The organism is Pararhodobacter sp. (genome assembly GCF_034676545.1).
Classification (GTDB): Bacteria; Pseudomonadota; Alphaproteobacteria; order Rhodobacterales; family Rhodobacteraceae; genus Pararhodobacter.
In genome coordinates this window covers 3,342,338-3,356,552 of sequence record NZ_JAUCBZ010000015.1, presented here as the reverse complement: position 1 = coordinate 3,356,552, position 14,215 = coordinate 3,342,338, and the positions used below count along the sequence as shown (strand labels likewise).

At 62.9% G+C, this 14,215-nt stretch carries 11 protein-coding genes and 1 pseudogene; 5 read left to right on the top strand and 7 right to left on the bottom strand.

The genetic code is table 11. The features are described from left to right. Nucleotides 1-56: 56 nt before the first annotated feature. Nucleotides 57-1,775, bottom strand: a complete 1,719-nt coding sequence (gene metG / locus VDQ28_RS19870) for a methionine--tRNA ligase (RefSeq protein ID WP_323037585.1) — start codon at nt 1,773-1,775, stop codon at nt 57-59. A 178-nt stretch (nt 1,776-1,953) separates the two neighbouring features. On the opposite strand from metG, the gene VDQ28_RS19865 reads away from it, so the two are divergent. Further along, a complete protein-coding gene (locus tag VDQ28_RS19865; protein WP_323037584.1) occupies nt 1,954-3,747 on the top strand; it encodes a hypothetical protein in 1,794 nt (597 codons plus the stop codon). Nucleotides 3,748-3,827: 80 nt separating this feature from the next. Continuing rightward, entirely contained in the window at nt 3,828-5,135 is a 1,308-nt protein-coding gene (locus tag VDQ28_RS19860) for a trypsin-like serine peptidase (RefSeq protein WP_323037583.1), read from the top strand. A gap of 249 nt (nt 5,136-5,384) precedes the next feature. Here the strand turns inward: VDQ28_RS19860 and tpiA are convergent, their stop codons facing one another. Further along, complete coding sequence (gene tpiA, locus VDQ28_RS19855) at nt 5,385-6,125, bottom strand: triose-phosphate isomerase (RefSeq protein WP_416349408.1); 741 nt, start codon at nt 6,123-6,125, stop codon at nt 5,385-5,387. Nucleotides 6,126-6,312: 187 nt separating this feature from the next. Here tpiA and ilvD point away from each other — a divergent pair, with 187 nt between their 5' ends. Together ilvD and VDQ28_RS19845 are read left to right on the top strand one after the other, a co-directional pair. Beyond that, entirely contained in the window at nt 6,313-8,157 is a 1,845-nt protein-coding gene (gene ilvD / locus VDQ28_RS19850) for a dihydroxy-acid dehydratase (protein ID WP_323037582.1), read from the top strand. Between the two features lie 177 nt (nt 8,158-8,334). After that, entirely contained in the window at nt 8,335-8,967 is a 633-nt protein-coding gene (locus tag VDQ28_RS19845; protein WP_323037581.1) for a TVP38/TMEM64 family protein, read from the top strand. 5 nt (nt 8,968-8,972) lie between these two features. Here the strand turns inward: VDQ28_RS19845 and VDQ28_RS19840 are convergent, their stop codons facing one another. The 3 genes from VDQ28_RS19840 to VDQ28_RS19830 form a co-directional block, all read right to left on the bottom strand. Next, nucleotides 8,973-9,365: an iron-sulfur cluster assembly accessory protein gene (locus tag VDQ28_RS19840; RefSeq protein ID WP_323037580.1), complete on the bottom strand. Its 393-nt coding sequence runs from the start codon at nt 9,363-9,365 to the stop codon at nt 8,973-8,975. 5 nt (nt 9,366-9,370) lie between these two features. Further along, nucleotides 9,371-9,739, bottom strand: coding sequence for an SUF system Fe-S cluster assembly protein (locus tag VDQ28_RS19835; RefSeq protein ID WP_323037579.1), 369 nt, complete (start codon nt 9,737-9,739; stop codon nt 9,371-9,373). Nucleotides 9,740-9,821: 82 nt separating this feature from the next. Beyond that, a complete protein-coding gene (locus VDQ28_RS19830; RefSeq protein ID WP_323037578.1) occupies nt 9,822-10,592 on the bottom strand; it encodes an enoyl-CoA hydratase-related protein in 771 nt (256 codons plus the stop codon). A gap of 105 nt (nt 10,593-10,697) precedes the next feature. On the opposite strand from VDQ28_RS19830, the pseudogene tgt reads away from it, so the two are divergent. Beyond that, nucleotides 10,698-11,829: pseudogene (gene tgt, locus VDQ28_RS19825) on the top strand (tRNA guanosine(34) transglycosylase Tgt). A gap of 114 nt (nt 11,830-11,943) precedes the next feature. Here the strand turns inward: tgt and VDQ28_RS19820 are convergent. Then, a complete protein-coding gene (locus VDQ28_RS19820) occupies nt 11,944-13,239 on the bottom strand; it encodes an HlyC/CorC family transporter (protein WP_323037577.1) in 1,296 nt (431 codons plus the stop codon). A 164-nt stretch (nt 13,240-13,403) separates the two neighbouring features. After that, on the bottom strand, nt 13,404-13,973 hold the full coding sequence (locus VDQ28_RS19815) for a YcbK family protein (RefSeq protein WP_323038165.1): 570 nt from the start codon (nt 13,971-13,973) through the stop codon (nt 13,404-13,406). Between the last annotated feature and the right edge of the window lie 242 nt (nt 13,974-14,215).

Below are 14,215 nucleotides of genomic sequence, written 5' to 3'. Positions count from 1 at the left end.
ACCGGGCGGGGGGGCAGGGTCTGATACTGTGCGATTCGGGTCAAGGAAAACGCAAGTCAGCCGCGAGTCCCGGAAAAGCGGTCTGCCCAGTCTTCGCGCTGTTCGTCGGTGATTTTGGCGAATAAAACCTCGGGCGTGGCAAAGGCATGGCCGGGCGCAAAGGTCGCCAAGGCGGCGGCAACATCATCGGGCCAATCCCATGCCTCACAGCCCAGGGACGCCATCATGGATGCCGAGGCATCGGGGACGAAGGGCTTGGAGAGCACTGCATAAAGCCGGATCAGGTTCAACGCCAAGCGCACCTGCGCGGCGGCTTGCTCCGGGTCGCTCTTGATGGTGGACCACGGCGCGACCTCTTGCAGGTATTCGTTGCCCAAGGCCCAGATCGCGCGCAACTCGGTGGCGGATTTGCGGACCTCCATGGACTCCATCAGGGTCTCGTATTCGCGGATACGGGCGCTCAAATCCCCGATCAACTGCGCCTCACGCGGGCCAAAGACGCCGCCCTCGGGCACCACCTCGCCGAATTTCGAGCGGCAGAACTTGGTGACGCGGCTGACCAGATTGCCCAGCACATCCGCCAGATCCTTGTTCACCGAGGTCTGGAAATTCTCCCAGGTGAACTCGGAATCGTTGTTCTCGGGGGCATGCGACAGCAACCACCAGCGCCAATAATCCGACGGCAGAATCGACAGCGCCTGATCCATGAACACGCCACGCCCTTGCGACGTGCTGAACTGGCCGCCGTCATAATTCAGGTAGTTGAACGACTTGATGTAATCGACCAGCTTCCACGGCTCGCCAGAACCCATCAGGGTCGCGGGGAAACTGAGCGTGTGGAAGGGCACGTTGTCCTTGCCCATGAACTGGACATAGCGCACATCGCTGGCCCCCTCATCCTCGCGCCACCAACGCCTCCAGGCAGCGTCGTCGAGGCCGTTCTTGTCGGCCCATTCGGCGGTCGCGGCGATGTATTCGATGGGCGCATCGAACCAGACATAGAAAACCTTGCCCTCCATGCCGGGCCATTCCTCGTCGCCATCCTTGACCGCGACCCCCCAATCCAGATCGCGGGTGATGCCCCGATCCTGCAACCCGTCGCCGTCGTGAAGCCATTTCTTGGCAATCGAGGTGGTCAGGATCGGCCAGTCCTTTTTCTCGTCGATCCACGCATCCAGCCGGTCGCGCATCGCGGACTGGCGCAGGAACAGGTGCTTGGTCTCGCGCACCTCCAGATCGGTCGAGCCCGAGATGGCCGAGCGCGGGTTGATCAGGTCGGTGGGGTCCAGCTGCTTGGTGCACTCCTCGCATTGATCGCCGCGGGCGCGTTCATAGCCGCAATTGGGGCAGGTGCCCTCGATGTAACGATCCGGCAGAAACCGGCCATCCGCGTGGGAATAGACCTGTTTTTCCTCGACCTCGGAAATCAGCCCTGCCGCTTTCAGGCGGCCGGCGAAATGCTGGGTCAGGGCGTGGTTTTGCCGGCTGGAGGAGCGACCGAAATGATCAAACGACAGCCCGAACCCGCGCGCCAGCTCCGCCTGAACCTCGTGCATCTCCGCACAATACTCGGCCACCGGCATCTTGGCTTTGGCGGCGGCCAGTTCAGCGGGCGTACCATGCTCGTCGGTGGCGCAGATGAACATGACTTCATGGCCGCGCGCCCGCATGTAGCGCGCGAACAGATCCGCCGGCAATTGCGAGCCGATAAGATTGCCCAAGTGCTTGATACCGTTGATGTATGGTAACGCAGAGGTGATAAGTATACGGGCCATGTCGGGGGCGTCCCTGTCTTGCCAAAAGCTGGTTTTGCCTGTGCTTACAGCAAGGTGTCGGCCGCTTCCATCCCTTGCGCACCGTTTGGTGAGGCATGTTTCAAGGCAATTGACGCATGGGGCTGCGCTAATGCACTGTCAGTCAGCAAGTGATTTTTGCGCGTGAGAGGAAGACACGATGACCCGATTTACCCCAATTCGTTTTAAATCGACGACCGCTGTTGCGGCATTGCTATTGCCTGTACTGTCGTTTGCCGCCACGGCACAAACCAGTGGTTTCGCGATTGAAGTCGGTCCATCCGCAGACGGCTATTCCCCGGTGCGTGTGTCCGCCCATGTGTTCGGACAGGCGACCGACCCGGCTTCGACCTTTGTGCGCGGCTGTCAGGGCCATGTGTTGCCCGAGGCCGCGGGTACGATCTTCGAGGTCACGGCCCGCATGGAAACCCTGGCCTTTACCGGGGCCGGCGACGGGCTTGTCAGCATGGTGCTGGGCACGCCAGACGGGCTATACCGCTGCGCCTTGGCCGACAGTCAGGGCCTCGCGGTGTCAAACCTGGCCGGGGTTGAGCCTGGCCGCTATATGATCTGGCTCGGTGGGGCCGAAGGCAGCAGCATCGACGCGCGCCTGATCGCCTCGGACTTGCCCGTTTCACCCCTGGAGCTGTTTGGCCTGAACGTGGCAGAGCTTGGCGACCCGCGCACGGGACGGTTCGTGTTCAGCGCCACGGCAGACACCGGGCGGCAGGAATTGGCGATGGGTGCGACATTGATGGCGCAATCCGAGATGCGCCCGCTCAGCCCCGACTATTGCCCCGGTTACAGCCAGTTCGACGCCGCCGATGCCGTGTTGACGCTGGATCAGGCCAGCGACCGCTTCAGCGTGTTTGCCATGTCCGAGCGTGACCTGACCATGGCCGTCGTGCGCCCCGATGGCAGCGTGCTCTGCAACGATGATATGTATGACCTCAATCCCGCCGTAACCATCGACCGGGCCGAGGCTGGCGACTATCAGATTTTCGTTGGCGGGTATTCACAAGGCGGCACGGGCCGTTTCGACCTGTTCGCCTCCGAAGGCGGCCCGGCATTCTCGAACGCGGTTCTGGACCTGAACGCCACGCCGCGCGCGGGCAGCGGGGTCTTTGATATTGATGCGGCGGGGCAGGGCCAATTGCTGGCCACGGGTCCGGTTGTCGCGAATGACTCGATGGAGTTGTTGCCGACCGGCGGCTATTGCCCCGGCTTCACTGACATCTCGGCGCCCGATTTTGTCCTGACGCTGGATGATACGCAGCCGATGATCAGCCTTTATGCGCGCTCGCAAACCGATCTGGTGATGGCGGTGCGTGCGCCCGATGGGACTTGGCTATGCAACGACGACAACATGCAACTGAACCCCGGCCTGAGCTTTGAAAGCGCGCAGCCCGGCGATTACCTGATCTTTGTCGGCGCCTATAACCCCGGCGCGATGGGCACTTATAACCTCTATGCCTCGATGGGTTCGCCCAACTGGCAGGCTACCCAGGCCGATGGCATGATCGCGCCCGCGTCGTTGAATGCGACCGCCGCGCCCGCGGTGGGGCAGATCGAGTTCGGCCCCGGGACGCGGATTGATCCGCGCATCATCTTCGACATCCAACCCAGCCAGACCGAGGCCTTTGGCATTGGTCAGGGATGCGCCGGATTCATCACGCCGTCGCAGCCCGATCTGGTGATCACCGCACAGCCTGGCTTGCCGCAACTGATGGTCTACATGGTCAGCGAGGCCGACGGCACGCTGGTGATTTCGGGGCCGGATGGGCAGCTTTATTGCAATGACGACTTCGAACAGTTGAACCCCGGGGTGATGATTCCAAATGCTCCGGCGGGTGATTACGCCGTGTTTGCCGGAACCTACAGCGGAACCGGCGGCATGGCGACGCTGGGTGTCACTATCGCGGCGCCGCTTTGGGTCATGGACCGTGAACACTGAGCGCGCGACCTGAACTGTTGCTGTCCCCGGTCATTGGCCGGGGGCAGAACTTGGTTTCGACCCTTTCGGAGGCTTCCGCGATGACCCTTCCAAAACTTCGGCTCTCGGCCCTGTTGGTGGCGGCGGCCACCATTCTGGCCGTGCCGCAGATGGCGCTGGCACAGGCCAACACCTGCCGCTGGGCGAATGACAATGAATGCGACGAGGCCCGATATGCGGGCACCGGGGCCTGCGAAAGTGGCACCGACGCCAATGATTGCCGCGCCGAGGCCGCGGCTTGGCAACGCCTGATGGCCGCGGTTCCCGACACCGTGCGCGCGCAATTGGGCAGCGACACCTGCCGCTGGGCGAATGATCTGGAGTGCGATGATCCGAATTTCGGCGGCACCGGGGCCTGCTCGCCGGGCACCGACGCCAGCGATTGCCGGGCCATGGCGATTGGCGGCGACAACACCTGCCGCTTTGCCAATGACAACGAATGCGACGAGCCCGGCATTGGCACCGGGGTGTGCACCTCGGGCACCGATGTCAATGATTGCCGCGCCGTGTCGTTCCTGCGCAACCGCTCGAACAGTTGCCAAACCGCGTTCAACGGCACCTGCGAAGAGCCGGGCACTGGGCGCGGCACCTGCCGTCCGAACACCGACACCGCCGATTGCGTCGGCCGCCAACGCCCCGTCGAGGCGCGCGACCACTTCTTTGGCAACGATGACCGCGAATTGGTCGATGTGACGCAAATGCCCTGGCGCGCGGTGGGACTGCTGTCGCTGGGCGATGGGTCATGCACCGGGATCCTGATCGGCCCGAGGCTTGTGGCGACCGCAGCGCATTGCATGGAAGGAGAGGGCGGGCAGCCGTCCAAGGCGCTCAGCTTCCGTGCCGGCGCGCGCGGCGACACGGATCTGGGGAGCGCGTCGATCATCAGTTCCGTGGTGGCGCCCGATTATACCGAGAACAGCGCGCCTCCGGGGGGTGGCAATGGCAATGACTGGGCGATCCTGACGCTCGACCGCGACCTCGGCACGCAAGTCGGCTTTGTGCGGCCCTATGTGCTGACCAAAACCGACCTCGCCGAGATCCGCACGGGCCGGTTTCTGGTCAGTCAGGCAGGCTATAGCTGGGACACTGGCAGCAACCTGTCGGGACACGTCGATTGTCAGGTCTTGCAGGCCTATAACGACGGCTCGTTCATCCACACCTGCGATACGACGCGCGGTGATAGCGGTTCGCCGATCATGATCCTGCGCGACGGAGAATGGCGGCTGATCGCGGTCGACAGCCAGTTCTTTGATGCACAACCGCCATTCCCGCAGATGTCCAGTTCGCATCTGGCCGTCGATACGCGGGCCTTCGCGGAGGCGCTGCGCAGTGCCGGGGCATTGGACTGAGCCTTGCTGAGGATGTCGGGTGGGTGAGGGGGCTTTGCCCCCTCGCCGCTGCGCGGCTCACCCCCAGGATATTTTGCGGAACAAAGACGCGATAGACCGATAACAATGTATCGCGTCTTGTCGGAAACGGGCATTTGCCTGCTGGCGAGAGGCCGCGCTTGCAACGCGCATGCGTTCACAACCGCGTGGAAAGTCACAGGAATGCGTCTTGCCCCGGAACGCGTTTCATCTTGCCAAAAATACTCAAATTCAACCTGGGCTGCTGGACTCCAGCGCGCTGATGATGCGCGTGAAATCGGCAGCTTTCAGCGACGCACCGCCGACCAGCGCCCCATCGACATTGGCAATGGCAAAGATCGACGCGGCATTGTCGGGATTTACGGATCCGCCATAGAGCAGCCGGACCCCCGCATCGGGGGCGTGTTCGCGCAGGAAGGCATGAACCTCGGCGATCTGTGCCTCGCTGGGGGTGCGCCCGGTGCCAATCGCCCAGACGGGTTCATAGGCGATCACGGTATTCTCGGCATTTGCCCCTGCGGGCAGGGATTGCGCCAATTGCGCGCCGATCACCGCCAGCGTTTCGTCCGCGTCGCGCTGGGCCTCGGTTTCGCCCAGGCACACGATGGCCACCAATCCGGAATCCCATGCGGCCTCGACCTTGGCGGCCACATCGGCCGAGGTTTCCCCATGATCCGCCCGGCGCTCTGAATGGCCAAGGATCACATAGCCCGCACCCGCGTCGAACAGCATCTCGGCGGCGATGTCGCCGGTATGCGCGCCCTTGGCTTTGGCGTGGCAATCCTGACCGCCCAGTTGCACGGCGCTGCCCAGGACAATCCGTGCCATCGAGGCCAGCAAGGTGGCGGGCGGGCAGAGGAGCACCTCGACCGACGAGGCCGGATGCATCGCGGCAAGGGTTTTTGCTTCGGAAAGATGCTTGGACGTGCCGTTCATCTTCCAGTTTCCGGCGGCGAGTTTGGTGATCGTCATGAGGCGCTCCTTGGTTTGCACAGTGATAACCCGATTGCCCCGCCAGACGCAAAGCCTGCTATTGGTGAGCGTCGCCTGTGTTTTTTCGCCCCGGCTTCATTGCCGACCCTGTTCTTGGGGGTTGTTTCAGGCTATCTCCTTGGGCGAAAACACCCATATCTCACGACCAGTCACAAGGAAGACGATCATGCCGCATTACCGCTCCAGGCGATCCACCCATGGGCGCAATATGGCCGGGGCGCGTGGCCTTTGGCGCGCGACCGGGATGACCGACAGTGACTTTGGCAAGCCGATCATCGCCGTGGTCAACAGCTTCACGCAATTTGTGCCGGGGCATGTGCACCTCAAGGATCTGGGCCAGATGGTCGCCCGCGAAATCGAAGCGGCGGGCGGTGTTGCCAAGGAATTCAACACGATTGCCGTGGACGACGGGATTGCGATGGGTCACGACGGGATGCTCTATTCGCTGCCCTCGCGTGAGTTGATCGCCGATAGCGTGGAATACATGGTCAACGCCCATTGCGCCGATGCGATGGTCTGTATCTCGAACTGTGACAAGATCACGCCGGGCATGATGATGGCGGCGATGCGGCTGAACATCCCGACGATCTTTGTCTCGGGTGGCCCGATGGAGGCCGGCAAGGTTACGATTGACGATCTGGAAATGACCAAGATCGACCTCGTGGATGCGATGGTGGCGGCGGCGGATGACAAGTTCACCGACGAGCAGGTCCAGCATATCGAGGAGAACGCCTGCCCGACCTGCGGCTCGTGCTCGGGCATGTTCACGGCCAACTCGATGAACTGTCTGGCCGAGGCCTTGGGTCTGGCGCTGCCGGGCAATGGCTCGGTTCTGGCGACGCATGCGCAGCGCAAAGCGTTGTTTCTGGGGGCGGGGCGGCGGATCGTCGAGATCACCAAGGCGCATTACGAGGACGAAAAGCCCGGCTACCTGCCGCGTGAGATCGCCAATTTCGATGCGTTCGAGAATGCGATGAGCCTCGATATCGCGATGGGGGGGTCGACCAACACGGTGTTGCACCTGCTGGCGATCGCGTATGAGGGCAAGGTTGATTTCACGATGGACGACATCGACCGCCTCAGCCGCAAGGTTCCGGTGCTGTGCAAGGTCGCGCCGTCGGTGGTGAACGTGCATATGGAGGATATCCACCGTGCGGGCGGGATCATGAGTATTCTGGGCGAGATGCAGCGTGGCGGGTTGCTGCATTCGGATGTGCGGACGGTGCATTCGGAAACCATGGCCGAGGCAATCGCGAAGTGGGACATCACGCAGTCGAACGATCCGGCGGTCAATGCGTTTTATCGGGCGGCGCCGGGTGGGGTTCGGACCACGCAGGCGTTCAGCACGGATAATCTGTACAAGGAACTGGACAGCGACCGGCAGAACGGGGTGATCCGTTCGGTCGAGCACGCCTTCTCGAAGGATGGCGGGTTGGCGGTGTTGTTCGGCAATATCGCGCAAAACGGTTGCATCGTGAAAACGGCGGGGGTTGATGAGGCGAACCTGACCTTCACCGGCACGGCCAAGGTTTATGAGAGCCAGGATGCGGCGGTCAGCGGGATCTTGACCGGCAAGGTGAGCGAGGGCGAGGTCGTGGTGATCCGCTATGAGGGGCCGCGCGGCGGGCCGGGGATGCAGGAAATGCTGTATCCGACCAGCTATCTGAAATCGAAGGGGCTGGGGAAATCCTGCGCCTTGCTGACGGATGGGCGGTTCTCGGGCGGGACGTCGGGGCTGTCGATCGGGCATGTCAGCCCGGAAGCCGAGGAAGGCGGGGTGATCGGGTTGGTCGAAACGGGCGACCGGATCGAGATCGACATTCCGAACCGGACGATTCATCTGGCGGTCGATGACGCGGTTCTGGCGGCGCGGCGGGCGGAAAAAGGGCCGCTGCCGTGGATGCCGAAAGAGGTGCGCAAACGGGAGGTTTCGACGGCTTTGAAAGCCTATGCCTTGCTGGCCTCGTCGGCGTCGAAGGGCGGGGTCCGGATCCTGCCGGGACAGGACTGACCGAAAACGATCCCCCGGTTGTCCCCCCGGTTGTCCCCCCGTGGGACACCCGGGGGACAGAGCAATTTCAATGGCTTGGCTTGCAGGATTAACAATTTGTTAGCCATGTCAGCCCATGTGACCCGGCTTGCGACCCGAAACACGCAGGGCCGCTGCCATGACTGGGAGGGCGCGCGGATGATCGGACGTTGGCTGATGATCGCGGGCGCGGGCCTTGCGGCCTTCGGGCTTGTGGCGCTGTGGATCTGGGGGCCGTCGCAAACGGCGTGGCAAGCCCTGTTCTGGCGCCTGGAAAGCTGGGGGCCGTGGATCGGCGTGGCACTGATCGGCCTGATGATCCTGCATAACGTGGTCCCCGTGCCTGCCGAATTGATCGCGGTTACCGCTGGGGCCACGATGGGGCTGGTGCCGGGCGTGGTGGTGATCTGGATCGGGGCGATGATCGGCGCGGTCTTGGCGTTTTGGGTCGCGCGCCGCTTTGGGCGGGTCGCCCTGGCGGGCAGCCGAACGGCCCGGCACCTGTCGCGCTTTGATCGGTTTGTGACAACCGGCGACTGGCCCGGCATGATCGCCGTGCGGCTCTTGCCCATTGTCTCGTTCAATCTGGTGAATTACGCCGCCGGGCTTGCCGATGTGCGCTGGGGCCGCTTTGTGTGGACAACAGCCGTCGGAATTTTGCCGATTACCGTGCTCTCGGTCGCGGCGGGCGCGGGCCTGTCGATGGTGGGGGGCTACCCCGCCCTGATGATCATCGCGGCGGCTATCCTGGCGGTCCTGCTCTGGCGATGGCGCAAGACCGCGCGGCGCTGACGCGCTTACTCGGCGGCCTTGGCGCCTTCCATGCGGGCCTTCAACGTCTCGACATCCTCGAATTTGATCGATTCGCCGCAACCACACGCGTCCGAGACGTTGGGGTTCTTGAACTTGAACCCGGATTCCAACAACCCGGATTCATAGTCGATGATGGTGCCGAACAGGAACATTTGCGCCATCGGGGCAATGAGCACGCGCGCGTCGCCCTGTTCGATGACTTCCTCGTGTGGATCAATCTGATCGGCAAATTCCATCGTGTATTCCATCCCTGCGCAGCCGCCCTTCTTGACGCCGATTCGCAGGCCCATCTTGCCTTGTTTCCCCATGAGCCGGGTAACGTGACGCTCGGCGGCGGGGGTCAGGGTGATGGGGGATTTTCCGGGAATACCGAACATGATCTTTACATGAATCCTAATTCGAGGCGCGCCTCATCCGACATCATGTCCATGCCCCATTGCGGGTCAAAGGTCATTTCAACATCGACATCCTTGACGCCCGCCACCGAATTGACCGCATCGGCCAGCCAGCCGGGCATCTCGCCCGCCACCGGACACCCCGGCGCGGTGAGCGTCATGACGATTTTCACGGCGTTCTCCTCATCGAGCGTGATCGTATAGACCAACCCCAGATCATAGATGTTCACCGGGATTTCAGGGTCATAGACCGAGCGACAGGCCTCGACCACGCTCTCGTAGAGCGGATGATCTGTCGTTGATGGCGCAATGAGGGGCGTGCCCTCGGCCGGGTTCTGTTGCGTTGAGGCGTCCATGCGCTCCTCGGTTTCTCTTATTCCTGAGTGAAGATATAAGATTAAGTGGCCGGTGCGTAAAGGGGCGTGGCTGGGTTTTCTGTCAAAGGTCGGTAAACCGGGACTTGCGTTCGTGCTCGAGCCGCCCTGGGTCCATGAAATGCCCGATCATGGTGGTGGTGGCCATCGCATAGGCGGTCGCCAGATCCTGATCCAGATGCGCGATGGTGCAGGTTTTGCCATCGGCAATCGGGCCGGGATTGCGGCCAGCGAGGGTGTGTGCCGTGGAAAAAACGTGGTCGCGCAATGTGTTGGCGGGAAGCACTTCGTTCACGAGGCCTGCGCGCAAGGCCCAGGCCGCATCGCGCGTCTGGCCGGTCAGCAGGAGGTCCATCAGGTGTTTGCGGCCGATCGCGCGCGAGACGGCCACCGCGGGCGTGGTGCAAAATCCGCCATTGTTGACGCCCGGCAGACAAAATGTCGCACGATCCGAGGCATAGGCCAGATCGCAGGCGGCGACCAATTGCAGCCCCGCCGCCGTGGCGATGCCGTCCACCATGGCTATGGTCGGCGTGCGGCAATGGGTGATGGCCAGCATCAAGGTGGCGCAATCCTCGAACAGGGCGGTGAGATAGGCGCGGCCGTGATCGGGGTCGGCGCGGTGGCGGGCGATTTCCTTGAGGTCATGCCCGGCGCAAAAGATATGCCCCGGCCCCTCGATGACGATGACGCGGGTTTGCGGATCGCGCGCGGCCTGGGTGATTGCGGTGTGTAGCGCGTTGATCAGCCGGTGTGACAGCGCATGGGCGCGGCCATTGCCGAGGGTCAGGGTCAGAACGCCGTCGGAGAGGGTTTTCAAGAGCAGGTCGGTCATCGGGGGCTCCTTTGACGCGAGTGTTGCGCGTGCGGTGAGGCTTTGCAAGGCTTGGCAAGGCTTGTTGTGGCGCGGTAAAGGGGGCGGTCAGAACAGGGGTCAGGCATGAGCACGCGGTTTTCCTTTACGTTGAACGCCACCGATGGCGCGGCGCGCACCGGCGTCATTCACACGCCACGCGGCGCGGTGCGCACGCCGGCCTTCATGCCGGTCGGCACGGCGGGCACGGTCAAGGCGATGATGCCCGAAAGCGTGCGAGCGACCGGGGCGGATATCCTGCTGGGCAACACCTATCACCTGATGCTGCGGCCCACGGCAGAGCGGATCGCGGCGCTGGGCGGCTTGCATCGGTTCATGCACTGGGAGCAGGCCGATCCTGACGGATTCGGGTGGGTTTCAGGTGATGTCCCTGGCCAGTTTGCGCAAATTGACCGAGGAGGGCGTGACCTTCTCCAGCCATATCGACGGCTCGAAACATGTGGTGACGCCCGAGCGGTCGATGGAAATCCAGCGGCTGCTGGGGTCGGATATCGTGATGGCGTTCGATGAATGCCCGGCCTTGCCCGCCGAGGAGAAGGTCGTGGCAGAGTCGATGCGGCTGTCGATGCGCTGGGCGCGGCGCTCGCGCGAGGCGTTTGGCGATCGTCCGGGGCATGCGCTGTTCGGGATCATGCAGGGTGGCGTCACGCCCGAGCTGCGCGAGGAATCGGCGCGGGCGCTGGTCGAGATCGGGTTCGAGGGCTACGCGGTTGGCGGGCTGGCGGTGGGCGAGGGGCAGGAGGCGATGTTCGGCGTGCTCGATTATGCGCCCGGGTTCCTGCCCGCCGACAAGCCGCGCTATCTGATGGGGGTCGGCAAGCCCGATGATATTGTCGGCGCGGTCAAGCGGGGCATCGACATGATGGACTGCGTTTTGCCGTCGCGCTCGGGGCGTACGGGGCAGGGCTGGACGGATCGCGGGGCGATCAATCTGCGCAACGCGCGCCACAAGGACGACCCGCGCCCTCTGCAAGAGGGCTGCGGGTGTCCGGCCTGCCAGAACTACTCGCGCGCCTATCTGCATCATGTGGTGCGCGCCGATGAGATCATCGGCTCGATGCTGCTGACCTGGCATAACCTGCATTATTATCAGACGCTTATGCAGGGCATGCGCGACGCGATTGCCGCCGGGGATTTCGCCGGGTTCGAGGCGGATTTCCATGCGCGCCGGGCCGAGGGGGATATTCCACCGCTGTGACTTTGGGGCCGGTGCGTGCAAGCACGCACCCTACACGGCGGCCGGTGCGTGCAAGCACGCACCCTACACGGCGCATCGTAGGGTGTGTGCTTGCACGCACCGTCGCTCAAGCGGTCACATCGGGCGGATGCGCAACCGGGTGATGCGGTTTTCGGCGCGATGCACGACGGAAAACCGGAACCCGTGGAACTGGAAAACCTGGCCAGCCTCGGGGATCATCTGCGCCTCGTGGATCACCAGTCCGGCGACGGTGTTGGCCTCGTCATCGGGCAGCGACCAGTCCATCGCGCGGTTGAGATCGCGGATCGTCATCGCGCCCTCGATCTCGATGGCGCCGTTTTCCAGCCGGGTGATCGGGTTTTCAGTGGGCACGTCGTGTTCATCGACAATCTCGCCGACGATTTCCTCGAGGATATCTTCGAGCGTGATCAGGCCGAGAAGCGCGCCATATTCATCAATGACCAGCGCGAAATGACGGCGCTGTTGCAGGAACTGGCGCATTTGCTCATCAAGCGGCGTGGTTTCGGGCACAAAATAGGGTGAGCGGGCCACGGACATGATGTCGAGCTTTTCGATGGCATCAAACGAGCCGCCCCCGGCGGTCACCAGCCGGTGCACCTCGCGCATGAGGTCGCGCGAATGGATCACACCGACGATGTTTTCCGGTTCGTCTTTCCAGGCGGGCAGGCGTGAATGCGTCGAATTCACGCTTTGCGCGATGATCTCGGCAATCGGCGCGTCCACATCGACGGTTTGCAGTTGCGAGCGGTGCAACATGATTTCCTCGACGGTGCGATGCGCCAGATCCAGGGCCCCCAGCAGGCGGTCGCGGTCTTCCTTGTCGACGGTGCCCTCGGAGTGACCCAGCGCCAGCGCCCCCGCGATTTCCTCGTGATACGAGAGGATTGCGCTGTCGGGGTCGGTGCGCACGCCAAACAGCCCCAAAATCCCGCGCACCAGCAGGCGCACGGCCGAAACCATCGGCGCAAAGATCAGGACGATCAGGCGGATCGGGGTGGCCACGCGGGAGGCGGCGGTTTCCGGGTTGGTGATGGCGTAGGTTTTCGGCAGCACTTCGGCAAAGATCAGCACCAGCAGGGTCATCACCAGGGTCGCCAGCGCCACGCCGGAATCACCAAAGAACCGTGTGAACAGGGCGGTCGCCAGCGAGGTGGCCAGAATGTTGACGAGGTTGTTGCCCAGCAGAACAGAGCCGATCAGCCGCTCGCCATCTTCGGTCAGGGCCAGCGCGCGTTCCGCCCCCTTGGACCCTTTATCCGCCTGCGCCCGCAATTTCGCCCGCGACGAGGCGGTCAGGGCGGTTTCACTGCCGGAGAAAAACGCCGACAGCACCAGCAGCGCGATGATGGCGCCAGCGGTCAGCAAGAGAGCGGTGTCAAAACTGGGCATTGCGGAAGTCCTTGGAATTTGCGCAAAGATAGGGTGTGCGGCGGGCGCTTCACAAGGGTGTGGCGCCGATATTGTCGCACTAGAGCCGTGCGGCACAAATGAAAACCCCGCAACCGTCAAGGGTGCGGGGTCTCAAGGCCGAAACGTCCGGTCTTGCAGGGCGGTCAGCCGCCCCAGCTGCGAACCGGGCCGCAATCCATATGTGTGAAGTTCGAGCGCGAGTAGCGACCGACGCCGCCGGCATTGCAGGCCATTGCCGCGCGGGCGATCTGGTTGACCGACCGGGTGCGCAGGCGCAGGTCGGCGGCCTGGCCAACCATGTGCCGCGAGTTGCGGGCGACACCGCTGGAGCGGCGGCGCAGCATGGCGTTGGTTTCCGGAGAGCGGTAGCCCGAGAGCAGCATATAGGGCTCATCGGACTCGAGCAGGTTATGTGCGGCCGCCATGATATCAAGCGTCCGGGTGTCGATGCGATGGACATGGTCATTGCGCCAATCGCGGAAGAAATGGTTAATTTCGTCGAGGGCCTCGGGTATGTAGTCGCCTTCTACCCAGTAGATCGTGTCGATGGTCTCGCCGGTGCGGCCAGAATACATCTGAAGGCGTCGAATATCACCAGCACCGCGATTGAAGCCGAACGCCTTTGACATTGTGGGAGCGGCAATCAATGTTGTCGCAGCAAACACACCCAGCAGCCCGCGCCGAGTGAACCCGGAATTTTCCGAAGAGGTCATTACTGATCCTGTCCCATCACAATTTCTAGTCGTGCCATTTTGGCTTTGCTTCATGAAGCGCTCCCTTCTGGAGGTCGGCCCGGTCGGGCTGGCACCATCAAGGCAAGTGATTCACGAAGATAGTTATCTTCTGATGCGTTCATGCCACAATCGGGTGCGCAGCCCAAGTCTGTTCTCGGGCAATTGGCGGATCGTGCCCCAAAATAGGCGGGTTTTTGCTGAAATTGCCTTAACACGGGGGA

Bases quoted from the DNA above. Each gene is read 5' to 3' on its own strand.
- ilvD (WP_323037582.1), top strand. From the start codon at position 6,313: ATGCCGCATTACCGCTCCAGGCGATCCACCCATGGGCGCAATATGGCC.
- VDQ28_RS19845 (WP_323037581.1), top strand. From the start codon at position 8,335: ATGATCGGACGTTGGCTGATGATCGCGGGCGCGGGCCTTGCGGCCTTC.
- VDQ28_RS19830 (WP_323037578.1), bottom strand. From the start codon at position 10,592: ATGACCGACCTGCTCTTGAAAACCCTCTCCGACGGCGTTCTGACCCTG.
- VDQ28_RS19840 (WP_323037580.1), bottom strand. From the start codon at position 9,365: ATGTTCGGTATTCCCGGAAAATCCCCCATCACCCTGACCCCCGCCGCC.
- metG (WP_323037585.1), bottom strand. From the start codon at position 1,775: ATGGCCCGTATACTTATCACCTCTGCGTTACCATACATCAACGGTATC.
- VDQ28_RS19815 (WP_323038165.1), bottom strand. From the start codon at position 13,973: ATGACCTCTTCGGAAAATTCCGGGTTCACTCGGCGCGGGCTGCTGGGT.
- tpiA (WP_416349408.1), bottom strand. From the start codon at position 6,125: ATGACGATCACCAAACTCGCCGCCGGAAACTGGAAGATGAACGGCACG.
- VDQ28_RS19820 (WP_323037577.1), bottom strand. From the start codon at position 13,239: ATGCCCAGTTTTGACACCGCTCTCTTGCTGACCGCTGGCGCCATCATC.
- VDQ28_RS19865 (WP_323037584.1), top strand. From the start codon at position 1,954: ATGACCCGATTTACCCCAATTCGTTTTAAATCGACGACCGCTGTTGCG.
- VDQ28_RS19835 (WP_323037579.1), bottom strand. From the start codon at position 9,739: ATGGACGCCTCAACGCAACAGAACCCGGCCGAGGGCACGCCCCTCATT.
- VDQ28_RS19860 (WP_323037583.1), top strand. From the start codon at position 3,828: ATGACCCTTCCAAAACTTCGGCTCTCGGCCCTGTTGGTGGCGGCGGCC.